Here is a 13,239-nt window from a genome sequence, read left to right as displayed (position 1 = left end):
TACCGAAAAGGGTCAATAGCAGCAATCTTCACTACACTGGCACCGCCGGACCAGTCCGTCGCGTATCGGGTCCGTCCCACCAGGGAACATGACACAACGCGAGGGACGTAACACGGCAGAAACACTGGAGACATGGCCGGGCAACCGCACGGCCATAGCGTCGCCAGGAGCCTAGCTACCCCGTGGACGTGCCAGGAGGACGAGTGTTCGCCAATCCCGAGGAACTCCTGCGTTACCTCAAGAACGAGGACGTGAAGTTCGTCGACGTACGTTTCTGTGACCTGCCCGGTGTGATGCAGCACTTCAATCTGCCGGTGGAGTCTGTCGACGACAACTTCTTCACTGATGGTCTCGCGTTCGACGGGTCGTCGATCCGGGGCTTCCAGGCGATCCACGAGTCGGACATGCTCCTGCTCCCGGACGTCGCCACCGCCTTCATCGACCCGTTCCGGGCCCAGAAGACCCTCGCGTTGAACTTCTTCATCCACGACCCGTTCACCCGCGAGGCCTACTCCCGCGACCCCCGCAACGTCGCCAAGAAGGCCGAGGCCTACCTCGCCGCGTCCGGCATCGCCGACACCGCCTACTTCGGCGCCGAGGCCGAGTTCTACATCTTCGACTCCATCCGTCACGAGACGTCCGCGCACCAGTCGTTCTACTACATCGACTCGATCGAGGGCGCCTGGAACACCGGCCGTGAGGAAGAGGGCGGCAACCGGGGTTACAAGACCCCCTACAAGGGCGGCTACTTCCCCGTCCCCCCGGTCGACCACTACGCCGACCTACGCGACAGCATCGTCCGCCGGCTCATCGACACCGGCTTCACCGTGGAACGCTCCCACCACGAGGTCGGCACCGCCGGCCAAGCCGAGATCAACTACAAGTTCTCCACCCTGCTGCACGCCGGCGACCAACTCCAACTCTTCAAGTACATCGTGAAGAACGAGGCCTGGGCCAACGGCAAAACCGCCACGTTCATGCCCAAGCCGCTGTTCGGCGACAACGGCTCCGGCATGCACACCCACCAAAGCCTCTGGCTCGGCGGCGAACCCCTGTTCTACGACGAGACCGGCTACGCCGGCCTGTCCGACACCGCCCGCTGGTACATCGGCGGCCTCCTGCACCACGCCCCGTCGCTGCTGGCGTTCACCAACCCGACGGTCAACTCCTACCGCCGGCTGGTGCCCGGCTACGAGGCGCCGGTGAACCTGGTCTACTCCCAGCGCAACCGCTCCGCCTGCACCCGCATCCCCGTCACCGGCAGCAACCCGAAGGCCAAGCGGGTGGAGTTCCGGGTGCCGGACCCGTCGGCGAACGTCTACCTCGCCTTCTCCGCCATGATGATGGCCGGCCTCGACGGCATCAAGAGCAAGATGGAACCGCCGGCGCCGATCGACAAGGACCTCTACGACCTCCCGCCCGAGGAGTGGGGCGACGTCAAGCAGGTCCCCGGCTCGCTGCCCGCCGTCCTCGACTCGCTTGAGGCCGACCACGACTACCTCCTCGAAGGCGGCGTCTTCACCCCCGACCTCATCTCCACCTGGATCGACTGGAAGCGCGCCAACGAGGTCGACCCGGTACGCCTACGCCCGACCCCACACGAATTCGCCATGTACTTCGACTGCTGATACCGGCCAACGCCGGTCGGGCCGGCTCCGCTACCGCGGAGCCGGCCCGACCGTGTTGCGGGCAACGGCATACCTTCGCGTCCGATATATTCACGGAAATCGTCGGCACGTACCTCGACCTCGCCGATCCGGGACGGCGCTGGCCGTCCGTCGCGGACGCCGCTGACCTCGTGCGGGGTGGCCTCCGCCAGCGCCTCCGGGCCGCCGGGGCCGGCGAGGTGGTCCCCGGCGTACGTCTCGCCGCCCTGCTCGCCCTGGCCACCGCCGCCTTCCTCGCCGCCTTCTGGACGCTCGCCGAGGTGCAACCACCACCGGCCGCGTGGGGTGTCCCGAGCTTCGGGCCGTTCGTCTCGGTCGGCATCGTCGCGTGGCTCGCCTGGCTGGTCGCCGCCGCCTCGCTGCTGCTCGTCGCTCCGGGCCGACCCGCCCGGCTCGGGATCACCGTGGCGGTGCTGGCGACCACGGCGGTGCCGGTGGCGAGCCTGGTCGCCGACGTCGGTCGGCCCCCGTTGTACGTGCTGGTGCCGCAGCTCGCCCTCGGGGCACTGGCACTCGCGGCGGACACCCGGTCGCCGCTGCCGGCGCGGGCGCTGCCGACCGTGGCGGCGCTCGGCGGTGCCGCCACCGCCTCCGTCATGGTCGGACAGTCCTACTGGGGCTGGTACGGCTGGACGGCCGAGCAACTCCTGCCGGCCACCGGCGGCGTGCTGCTGGCGGTCGCCGTGCTGCTCGCCGTCGGGCTGACCATGCGCCAGGACCGGCGAGGCCAGTGGGCGGTGGTGGCCCTGTTCACCCCGATTGGCCTGCTCAACGTGCACATCCTGGCCGGCATGGTGGACGGTCTCGGCGGTGCGCCGCGCCCGACCCACCCGACCATGGTCGCCACGGCCCTGGTCGTCGGCCTCCTCGGACCGGCCCTGCTGCCGATCATGGTCGCCCTGCGCCGCCATCGCACCCCCGCGCTTGCGGCGTCCTGCCCGACCTGCGGCGCACACGGCTGACCCCTGCCCGCCTTCTCTGTCCGCACCCTCCGCCCCCTGCGCCCTCCGCCTCTGCGCCCGTGCGTGCCACGCAGGGCGGCGTTGGTGCGCGGGCTGGTTTGCCGGCCTGGGTAGAGATGGTGGCCCGATGGTGGCCGGTCTGGGCCGAGCCTGGGCCGTGGCCGCGCCGCGCCGTGCGGGGGCCGCGCCGTGCGGGGGCCGCGCCGTGCGGGGGCCGCGCCGTGCGGGGGCCGCGCCGTGCGGGGGCCGCGCCGTGCCGTCGTCAGAGATTGCGGCGCGGCCGGTGGGGCTGACGTTGTCCGCAGGGGCAGGTGGGTAGATCTGTTGTCGCTGGAGCGACAACAGATCTACCCACCTGCGGCCGCCGAGTGGCGTGCGGCTCGGGTTCGCGGCAACTGGGCTCAGCGCGACTCGCGGTTCCGGTGCATCCGGGACAGGAACCGGACCGCCAGGACGACCACCAACAGGGTCATCGCCACCGCGCCGGGCGCCTTCACCAGCCGGGCCACGTTGGTGCCGTCCGGCAGGGCGAGGAAGGACGCCGCCGCGACGGGCACCAGGAACCAGGTGGTCCGAGTCGCCGCCAGCGCGAGCAGCGCCAGCGGCCAGGTCGCGTACCAGGGATGGAACACCGGCGCGAGGACGACGGTGAGGGCCAGCGCCAACCCCGCGCCGAGCAGCACCGAACGGTGACGGCTCACCCCCGCGCTCACCGTCGACGGGCCGACACCGACCGCAGCAGGCGGGCCGTTGCCGGTCGCACTGGCAGCAGGCGGGCCGGATGAAGCGGCGTCGCGGGAGCCACCCAGCGTCCCCGCCGGCGCGGCGTCACGGAAGCCGCCCAGCGTCTCCGGCGGCGCGGTGACGCGGGAGCCGTGCAGCGTCGACCAGGTACGCCACCAGAGCAGCACCAGCAGCACCGCCAGCAGGATCAGCGCCACGATCCGGGCCACCGGCACACCGACGGGCGGCAGCCCGACCGCTTCGCCGAGGTAGTCCACGAGCATGCCGACGGCAGTCGGCGGCGACGTCCACTGCACGGTGTCGCCGCTGCTGCCCAGTCCACCGATCCAGCCCAGCCCGAGACCGGACACCAACGAGGACACCAGCAGCGCGCCCAGCACACCGGCGGCGAGCAGACCGCCGTCGCGCAGCAGGGCCGCGACCGTGTACCGGCCACGGACCGCCGCCAGCGCCGCGAACGGCAGCACCACCACGGCGGTCGCCTTCACCGAGACCGCCAGGCCGAGCAGCACCCCGGCGACCAGCAGAGCTCCGACCGCAGGCCACCCCGCGACGCCCGCCGAAAGCCCGCCGCCCGGCGACCCAGCGACGCCCGGCGACACCCTGCCGGTCGACGGCTGACCCACGCCGGACGTCCCCCCGCCGGTCGACGGCCGATGCGCGCCGGACGTCACCTCGCCGGTCGACGGCCCAGCACCGCCGGGCAGAGCAGCGACCCCCGACGTCCCAGCGACCCCCGACGACCCAGCGACGCGCGGTGATACGCCAGCGGCCGACGTCGGGCGGCGGACGAGCAGCAGGAGGCCGAGCAGGAGCAGGCCGAGCATCACCGCGTCGTTGTGGGCGCCGGAGACCAGGTGCACGCCGACCAGTGGGCAGGCGAGCACCAGCCAGGTCGCCCGGGCGGGTGGTACCCCGGCCGCCCGCGCCAGGCCGGGCAGGCAGAGCGCGGCCAGCAGCAGCGCGGACACCGCCAGCACCCGCAACAGCACCAGCGTGCCGGCCATGCTGCCGCCGAGGACCACCGCGAGCGCGGCGAGGAGGACGAAGAACGGGCCGTACGGTGCGGCGGTGTCCCGCCACACCGGGGCGACCGCGTCCAGCCATGGACAGCCCGCCTCGGCCACACCGGTGGCGTACGGGTCACCGCCCTCGGCGTACACCCAGCCCTGACAGGCGTACGAGTAGACGTCCCGGCTGCCCAGCGGCACGCTGAACAGCAGCGGCACGGTCCACAGGGCGGCGGTGCGCACCGCCCACCCGGTCGACGGGGCGCCACCACGCAGCGTCCACCAGGCGCCCACCATGGCGGTGGTGCCGAGCAGCCAGAGCAGCACGGTCGGCACGGGGTGCCAGAGCCGGGCGGTGGCGTCGGGCAGGGCGCCGCCGGCGTACGCGGAGACGGTGAGGGCCACCGCCCCCAGCAGGCCGACGTACCGGACGCGACGGTCACGGGTGGAGGCGGGTCGGACGCCGGTCTCGGTCACCGGCGTGCCTCTCCTCAGTCGACGGGTACCGGGCGGCGGGCCGCCCGAGCCGACCGTACCAAGCGGACCGCCACCCAGATCACGAACAGCGTCATCAGCGGCGCCCCCACCGTCTTGGTGTACCGGGGCAGGCCGGTGCCGTCGGCCAGCACCTGGAACGCGGCGAACACCGTCACCGCGCTGAACCACCAGGTGCGGTGGGCGGTGGCGGCGAGCAGCGCCAGCGGCCAGAACCAGTACCAGGGGTGGAACAGCGGCGCCAACGCGACCGTGGCGGTCAACGCCAGCGCGGCGTGCCAGAGCGGCTCGCGGTGACGCGCCCGGAACCACAGCCACACCAGCAGCGCCGCCAGCACGGCCATGCCGATCGCCCGGGTCACCGGCAGCGCGTCGACATGCAGGCCGAACGGCAGCAGCACGTACCCGACGGTCTGCCCGACGGCGGTCGGCGGCGAGGTCCAGGCGATCACCTCGTTGCCGTGCGACAGCCCGGTGATCCAGCCGAGGTTCAGCCCGGCGCCGAGGGTCACCGCGATCAGCGTCGCCACCGCCCCGCCGACCACGGGGGTGCCATGCCGCAGCAGCCCGCGCAGGGAGAACCCGCCACCGATCGCGAGCAGCGCCGCGAACGGGACCACCACCAGCGCGGTCACCTTGATCCCGGCGGCCATGCCGAGCACGATCCCACCGGCCAGCAGCGGCCACGGCCGGGCCGGTCGGCTGACCACGATGGCCAGGCCGGCCACCATGAACCCGACCATCAGCGCGTCGTTGTGCACCCCGGAGATCAGGTGTACGCCCACCAGCGGGCCGGCCAGCGCCAGCCAGAGTGCCCGGCCGACCGGTACCCCGCAGTGGCGGGCCAGCACCGGCAGGCTCACCGCCGTCAGCAGCACACCGGCGACCGCGAGTACGCGGAACAACGCGATGCTGGCGATCAGCGATCCGGTCGCGGCGACGATCGCGCCGGAGAGCACCACGAACAGCGGCCCGTACGGCGCCGGGGTGTCCCGCCAGATGAAGGACATGGTGTCCAGCCACGGACACGGCAACGTGGAGACGCCGTACTCGTAGGGGCTGATGCCGTTGGCGAAGCTCGCCCCCTGACAGGCGTACGCGTAGGCGTCCCGGCTGCCCAGCGGCGGCGTGAACAGGAACGGCACGAGCCAGAGCCCGGCGGTGACCAGCGCCCAGCGCGCCGACGGCACCCGGTCCCGCAACGTCCACCACGCGACGGCCATGGCGGCCGTGCCGAACAGCCACAACGCGATGATCAGCGGCCCGTACGGCCCCTGCCAGATGCGCAGCGGAGTGGGCCGCAGATCGCCGTCGGGCAGGGCGCCGCCGAGGAACGCCGCCACGGCGAGCATGATCGATCCGGCCAGTCCGGTCCAGCGCACGAGGTGATGGGGCACGTCCGACATGCTGCCAGTACCGTGAGCGCGGTACGGAGGTGGGCAGGTTTGTCGGACGATCACCGGACTAACAGTGGTCGGACGGTGTCAGGCTGCTGGTGACCCTGAACGTGCCCGGCGTGCGCACCTGGACCATGGCCCAGTCGTCTGCACCACGGCGTAGGCATCCGTCCCCTTCCGCCAACGACAGCCAGCGGGACCAGCGAACCCGGACGAGCACGTCGGCCGGAGTATCGGCCGTGAAGCGGACCCCCCCGGTGTCGGACGCGTCCAGCCGTGCCGGCGCGGAGACCAGGGGCTCGGGGTCGCGCACCTCGTAGAGCCGCCACTGTCCGGGGCTGCCGATCTCCCGCAGGTACGGCTGACCGGCCAGCACCAGCGTCGCCTCGTCCCTGCCGTAGCGATCGAGCGCGGCGTCAGGGGCCACCGCGACGTAGTCGACCGCGTTCTGGCGTAACCAGTCGCCGTACCTCTCGGCGTCGAGACGGTCGCGGTAGAACAGGTCGTTGCGTCCCACGTCGGTCTGACGCTCCCAACCACGGGCCAGCGGTACGGCAGCCGCCACGTACACGCTCTCCCAGTGGTCGCGCAGCGGCACCACCTCAACCCTGCCCACCGGTGCCCGCCGGTCGAGTTCGTCCAGCAGCGGTCGATAGAAGGCGGCGTACGCGGGTGCCGAGCCGCGACGGGCGATGTCGTTGGTCATCACCGGGGACTGCCACCAGAACAGCGCTACCAGCAGCCCAGCGAGCCAACGCCGGGACAGCACAACGTACGCGGCGACGATCGGAAGGGCGAAGAGCATCGGTAGGCGCAGCGCGTTCGAACCGATCGGACTGGGCACGTGATAGGCCACGACCAGGAGGACGCCAGCGAGTGCCGCACCGATCCGCAGTGCCCGGAACGGGACGAGTACGAGCACCATCACGGCGAGAGCGAGGTTGATCCGCATTGACTCCGCGCTGAACGGCTGTCGGCCACCGTTACCGAAGAGCACCGCCATCGGCGCCACCGTCACCAGCGGCGCCAGACACAGGACGAGGGCGGCAGCGCCGGGCCGCCGGTCCCGCCAGAGGTCGAGGACCAGAAGTGCGCCTCCGGCGAGGCCGGTGAAGAGCCCCGCGACCGGACTGGCGGCGGTCGCGAGCACCGCAGCCGCGCCTGCCGCCGAGAGCCACACCCAGCGCGGCCCGCGAGGAACGGCCACCGCGCAGAGCGCCAACAGTCCCCACATCAGCCCGACGGCGAAGGTGATACGGCCGCTGGCCAGGTTGCCGACGAGCACGATCGCGCCCAGCAGAGCGCCGAGCAACGGCCGACGAGCACCGGTGACCACGAGGAGCCATGCGAACGCCGCAGCCGAGACGACCGCTGCCAGGGCACCTGTCGGCCGTACTCCGACGAGGGCGCCGAGCCACTGCGTGTAGAGGCTGTAACCAAATTGGTTGACCCCGCCGTACCAGGAGAAGTCGAGCGGGGCGAACCCGTTGCGCTCGGCGAAGGCCGCGCGGGCCACCTGTGCGGAAAGATCGGTTCCCATCGGCGGAGCCAGCAGGAACGCTACGGCCAGCAACAGCGACGCCACCAGCGCGCCGAGCACCGGCCGGGTCCAGCCACACCGACCGTCGGCTGAGGGTTCCGCGGCACCACACTGGTCCGAGGCTAGGGTACGGCGGGATGTCGGCACCGAGCAGTCGTACCACGCTGGTGGACCGGCAGTGGTTCCGGGTGCCGTCGAAGGCAGGGGTCTAGCCGAGGAGCCTGTCGAGCTGAGAGCGAAGACGGGTCACGCGCTCGGCCGGACCACGCGCCACCTTCCGATGCGTTTCCGCCGTCAGCTCGACAGCGCCCGTAGGTGCCCCCTGGCCGCTGAGCCGGCCTGCATCGCCCGGTACGCCGACGCAACGACCTGCTCACCGGCGCCGGCACGTACACCCTGGTAGTTGATCGGGCGCTGCGGTCGTCGGGTGTTAATAAGGGGCCCTTGCTCTACCGGAGGCGTTAATAAGGTGCCCTTCCTTACATCTCCAGGACGCGTTCCATGGCGGTGCGGGAGCGGCGGCCGGTGCGGAGGTACTCGTCGAGGAACTCGCCCGGGTCGTCGCGGCCGAGCAGCCGGACCACGCCGGCCAGTTCCACGCCGTGTCGGGGCAGTTGGTCGCCGGCCCGGCCCCGGACCAGCATGAGGGCGTTGCGGACCTGGGCGGCCAGGGTCCAGCCGGCCGTCATCGCCTCGGCGTCCGCCGGGTCGATCAGGCCGGCGTCGCGGGCGGCGGAGAGGGCGTCGAGGGTACGGGTGCCGCGCAGCGACTCGTGGGCACCAGCGTGCTGCAACTGGAGCAGCTGCACCGCCCACTCGACGTCGGCGAGGCCGCCCCGGCCCAGTTTGGTGTGGGTGGCCGGGTCGGCGCCCCGGGGCAGTCGTTCGGTCTCCACCCGGGCCTTGATCCGACGGATCTCGATGATTTGTTCCCGGGTGAGGCCGTCGGCCGGGTACCGGACCGGGTCGACGAGTTGCTCGAACCGGGTGCCCAGGTCGGCGTCGCCGCAGACGCAGCGGGCCCGCAGCAGCGCCTGTGCCTCCCACACCCGCGACCAGCGGGCGTAGTACTGCTGGTAGGCGGCGAGACTGCGGACCAGCGGCCCCTGCCGGCCCTCGGGGCGCAGGTCGGCGTCGACGCCGAGGGCCGGGTCGGGTGCCGGCATGCCGAGCAGGCGGCGCAGTTCCTCGGCGATGGCGTGGGCAGCGGCGCTCGCCGCGCTCTCGGCGACGCCCTCGGGGGCCTCGTAGACGAAGAGGACGTCGGCGTCGGAGAGGTAGTTCGACTCGTACCCGCCGAGGCGGCCCATGCCGATCACCGCGAACTTCAGGTCGGGCATGGTCGGCTGTGCGGCGCGGGCGGTCCGCAGCGCGGCGGCTAGCGTGGCGTCGGTGACGGCGGCCAGTGCGGTGCCGACGGTGATGATGTCGCCGAGCGTCGAGCGATCCGTGTCGGGGCGGGTGGGGGTCAGCGAACCGGCGTGGCTGAGCACGTCGGCGCAGGCGAGCCGGAGCAGTTCCCGGCGGCGCAGCGCGCGGACCGCCCGGATCGCCTCGACCGGGTCGGTGTGGCGGGCGGCCGCGGCGGCGAACCCGTCGCCGAGCACCTCGCGGGGCCGGGGGGTCAGCTCGCTCTCCTCGGCCAGCAGACGCAGCGACTCGGGTTCCCGGCTCAGCAGGTCGGCGACGTACCGCGAGGAGGAGAGCACCCGGGCCAGCCGGCGGGCCACCGGGCCGGAGTCGCGCAGCAGGCGCAGATACCAGGGGGTGCTGCCGAGGGAGTCGGAGACCTGGCGGTAGTTGAGCAGGCCACGGTCCGGTTCCGGGGCGTCGGCGAACTCGCTGAGCAGCACCGGCAGCAGGGTGCGCTGGATGGCGGCGGTGCGGCTCACCCCGCCGGTGAGGGCCTGGAGGTGACGCAGGGCCCCGGCCGGGTCGGCGAATCCGAGGATCTCCAGCCGGTTGCGGGCCGCCTCCGGGGTCAGCCGCAGGCCGTCGGCGGGTACCCGGGCCACCGACTCCAGCAGCGGCCGGTAGAGCAGTTTGGCGTGCAGTCGGCGTACCTCGGTGGCGTGGGTGACCCACTCGGCGCGGAACTCCTCGACGGCGCTGCGTCCCGGCGTGGCGGTGTAGCCGAGCGCGGTGGCGAGCCAGCGCAGCGCGCCCGGCTCGGTCGGCACGGTGTGGGTGCGCCGCAGGCCCTGGAGTTGCAGGCGGTGCTCGACGCCGCGCAGGAAGCGGTAGCCGCGCAGCAGCGCCTCCCCGTCGGCCCGGCCGACGTAGCCGCCGGTGACCAACGCCCGCAGGGTGGGGATGGTGCCGGGTGCGCGCAGGGACTCGTCGCCCCGGCCGTGCACCAGTTGCAGCAACTGCACCGCGAACTCGATGTCGCGCAGGCCGCCGGGGCCGCGCTTGATCTCGCGTTCCTGCTCCTTGGGCGGGATGTTGTCGATGATCTTCCGACGCATGGCCCGGACGTCCTCGACCGCCTCGGGCCGCTCGGCGGCGTGCCAGAGCAGCGGCGCCAGCTCGTCGATCCACTCCCGGCCGAGCGCCAGGTCACCGGCGGCCGGACGGGCCTTGAGCAGCGCCTGGAACTCCCAGGTGCGGGCCCAGCGCCGGTAGTACGCCAGGTGGCTGGCGAGGGTACGCACCAGCGGCCCCCGGTTGCCCTCGGGACGCAGCGCGGCGTCGACCGGCCAGGCGACCAGCCCGCAGATGTGGATCAGCCGGGTGGCGACGGTGGTGGCCGCCGCCAGGTCGTCGTCCTCGGCGGCCACGAAGATCACGTCGACGTCCGAGACGTAGTTCAGCTCGCCGCCGCCGCACTTGCCCATCGCCACCACGCCCAGGCGGGGCTTGCGGGTGCCTTCGGGCAGCTCGGCCACGGCGGTCGCGTAGGCGGCGGAGAGGGTGGCGTCGGCCAGCGTGGAGAGCGCCGCCATGGTCTGCTCCAGGCCGCGTCCGCCGGTCAGGTCGGCCGCCGCGACCCGCAGCAACGCCAGCCGGTACGCACGGCGCAGCACCGCCACCGGGTTGCCCTCGCCGGTCAGGTCCAGCCGCCCGTCGGCGGTCGGGGCGAGCCCGTCCGCCTCGGTACGCAGCACCGACCACTGGTCCGGGTTGGCGACGAGGTGGTCGCCCAGCGCCGAGGAGGCGCCCAGCACGGCGATCAGTCGACGGCGCAGCCCCGGGTCGTCGTGCAGCGCGCCCAGCAGCTGCGACCCGACGCCGATGCCACCGGTCGGTGCGGCGACGGCCGGGCCACCATCGCTGGTGGCGGTGGCTCGTCCCGGTCCGGCGCCGCGTTGGCGTACCGCCGCACCGGTGCCGCCGTTCGGGTCGGCCACGGCACGGCGCTCGGCCTCCACCATCCGGTGCAGTTGGCGCAGCGCCAGGTCCGGGTCGGCGGCCCGGGACAGCGCGGTGAGCAGCTCCCGGGCCTGGTCGCCGGCGGGTTCCTGGTTCTGCGGGCGCCACAGGTCGAGCCCGTCCGGGCCGAGCAGGTCTGCGGCGCGGGCACCGGCGTCGTCGTCGGTGATGCCGAAGCCGTACCGGGCGAGCCGGCCGGTGGCGTTGCTCGGGCGGCCCATCAGTGCCCGAGCAGCGGCAGGCTGCGGCGCGACCCGCTGTCGTCCAGTTCACCCAGGGCCAGGGCGGCGAACCTGGCGGCGAAGGGCTGCCAGACGTCCTCGATGTCGGCCAGCACCGCGGCGCAGGCGGCGACGACCAGCTCCGGGTCGTAGTCGAGCTCGGCCAGCACCGCCGAGTCGGTCGCCCACTCGGCGATCATGTCGGCGTCGCACTCGATGTGGAACTGCAGGCCCCAGGCCCGGTCGCCGAGGCGGAACGCCTGGTGCGGGAAGCGGGTGGAGGCGGCCAGCAGCGTCGCGCCGGCCGGTAGTTCGGTGATCTCGTCGGTGTGCCACTGGAGCACGTCGGGGATCAGCGGGACGTACCGGAACAACGGGTCGTTCTCGGCGGCGTCGCGCCGGCCGACCACGGCGGGGCCCACCTCCGGCCCGGATGTGCTGCGCTCGACGGTGCCGGCGTGCGCGGTGGCGAGCAGTTGCGCACCGAGGCAGACCCCGAGTGTCGGGACGCGGTGCCGGACGGCCTTGCGGAGCAGCCCCTCCACCGCCGGCAGCCAGGGCGCGCCGGGCTTGCCGTCCGGGTACGGGTAGGCCTGCTGGTCGCCGCCGAGCACCACCAGCGCGGCGTACCCGTCGAGGTCGGCGGGGAGCGGGTCGCCCGCGTGCGGGCGGGTCACCGACAGCTCCAGACCGGCCTCGGTCAGCCACTCGCCGAGCCGTCGCGCATCGTCGGTCGGGTCGTTCTCGATCACCAACGCGGTTGCCACGCCGTCGAGGCTATCCGGTCCCGCCGACGGACCCGGCGCGCGGGACTAGGCTCTGCCGCTGTGTCCCACCACACCGCACCCGATCACGTCGTACGCCCGCCGGCGCTGCGTCCCGGCGACACCGTGATGCTGGTCTCGCCGTCCGGGCCGACCCGTCCGGAACGGGTGGCCCGGGGCATCGAGCTGCTCACCGGCTGGGGCCTGCGGCCGGTGCTCGCCCCGCACGTCTATGCGCGGCAGGGCTATCTGGCCGGCACCGACGCGCTGCGGGCCGCCGACCTGAACACCGCCTTCGGCGACCCGACGGTACGCGGGGTGATCTGCACCCGGGGCGGGTACGGCGCGCAGCGGGTGGTGGACGCGATCGACATGGCGGCGGTACGTCGCGATCCCAAGGTGGTGGCCGGGTTCTCCGACATCACCGCGCTGCAACTGGCGCTGTGGCGAGGTGCCCGACTGGCCGGGGTGCACGGGCCGGGGGCGGCCTGGCGGGACGAACGCACGCCGTTGGCCTCGGCCGAGTCCCTGCACGCGGCGCTGACCACCACCGCACCGGTCACCGTGCGCGCGGTCGAGAGCGAGGACACCTTCCCGGTACGCACGTCGGGCCGGGCCGTCGGCCGACTGCTGGGCGGCAACCTCTGCCTGGTGGTGGCCTCGGTGGGCACCCCGGACATGCCGGACCTGACCGGGGCGGTGCTGTTGCTGGAGGACGTGCAGGAGCCGCCGTACAAGGTCGACCGGATGTTGACCCAGTTGCGTCGGGCGGGCGCGTTGGACGGGCTGGCCGGGGTGGCGGTGGGTCAGTTCACCGACTGCGCGGACGGCTGGCCGGTGGGGGTCGCCGACGTGCTCACCGAACGCCTCGGCGATCTGGGCGTACCGGTGCTGGGCGGGCTGCCGATCGGGCACGGGCCCGGTCAGCTCAGCGTGCCGGTGGGCACCCGGGCCGTCCTCGATGCCGACGCCGGCACGTTGACCGTCGACCCTGCCGTCCACTGACCCGCCCGGATACCCGGTTTGGCCGGAATTCGGGCTGACATTGCCAGCTCGCTGACAGGTTC

The 13,239-nt window shown here is 73.1% G+C and carries 8 protein-coding genes; 3 read left to right on the top strand and 5 right to left on the bottom strand.

Features of this window, described 5'->3' with window-relative positions; all coding sequences use genetic code 11:
- Positions 1 to 203 precede the first annotated feature (203 nt).
- Both glnA and ACZ31C_RS20570 read left to right on the top strand, forming a co-directional pair.
- Positions 204 to 1,628: a type I glutamate--ammonia ligase gene (gene glnA / locus ACZ31C_RS20575; RefSeq protein ID WP_465796658.1), complete on the top strand. Its 1,425-nt coding sequence runs from the start codon at positions 204 to 206 to the stop codon at positions 1,626 to 1,628.
- Positions 1,629 to 1,798: 170 nt separating this feature from the next.
- Positions 1,799 to 2,629, top strand: a complete 831-nt coding sequence (locus ACZ31C_RS20570) for a hypothetical protein (protein ID WP_465796657.1) — start codon at positions 1,799 to 1,801, stop codon at positions 2,627 to 2,629.
- Between the two features lie 401 nt (positions 2,630 to 3,030).
- Here ACZ31C_RS20570 and mptB (ACZ31C_RS20565) read toward each other — a convergent pair whose 3' ends face one another.
- From mptB (ACZ31C_RS20565) to ACZ31C_RS20545, 5 genes are all read right to left on the bottom strand, one after another.
- Positions 3,031 to 4,860 (bottom strand): polyprenol phosphomannose-dependent alpha 1,6 mannosyltransferase MptB, encoded by a 1,830-nt coding sequence (gene mptB, locus ACZ31C_RS20565; protein WP_465796656.1) that lies wholly within the window; start codon positions 4,858 to 4,860, stop codon positions 3,031 to 3,033.
- A gap of 14 nt (positions 4,861 to 4,874) precedes the next feature.
- Positions 4,875 to 6,275: a polyprenol phosphomannose-dependent alpha 1,6 mannosyltransferase MptB gene (gene mptB, locus ACZ31C_RS20560; protein WP_465796655.1), complete on the bottom strand. Its 1,401-nt coding sequence runs from the start codon at positions 6,273 to 6,275 to the stop codon at positions 4,875 to 4,877.
- 67 nt (positions 6,276 to 6,342) lie between these two features.
- On the bottom strand, positions 6,343 to 7,875 hold the full coding sequence (locus tag ACZ31C_RS20555; RefSeq protein WP_465796654.1) for a hypothetical protein: 1,533 nt from the start codon (positions 7,873 to 7,875) through the stop codon (positions 6,343 to 6,345).
- Positions 7,876 to 8,294: 419 nt separating this feature from the next.
- Complete coding sequence (locus tag ACZ31C_RS20550; RefSeq protein ID WP_465796653.1) at positions 8,295 to 11,408, bottom strand: bifunctional [glutamine synthetase] adenylyltransferase/[glutamine synthetase]-adenylyl-L-tyrosine phosphorylase; 3,114 nt, start codon at positions 11,406 to 11,408, stop codon at positions 8,295 to 8,297.
- On the bottom strand, positions 11,408 to 12,175 hold the full coding sequence (locus ACZ31C_RS20545) for a type 1 glutamine amidotransferase (protein WP_350700664.1): 768 nt from the start codon (positions 12,173 to 12,175) through the stop codon (positions 11,408 to 11,410). Before ACZ31C_RS20545 ends, ACZ31C_RS20550 begins: the two co-directional genes overlap by 1 nt.
- 126 nt (positions 12,176 to 12,301) lie before the next feature.
- Here ACZ31C_RS20545 and ACZ31C_RS20540 point away from each other — a divergent pair, with 126 nt between their 5' ends.
- A complete protein-coding gene (locus tag ACZ31C_RS20540; protein ID WP_465796775.1) occupies positions 12,302 to 13,177 on the top strand; it encodes a S66 peptidase family protein in 876 nt (291 codons plus the stop codon).
- Positions 13,178 to 13,239: the final 62 nt, after the last annotated feature.

The sequence above is a fragment of the Micromonospora sp. NPDC023869 genome (genome assembly GCF_055559695.1).
Note: the sequence above shows the minus strand (reverse complement) of the source record. Positions and strands in the feature narration are given on the sequence as shown.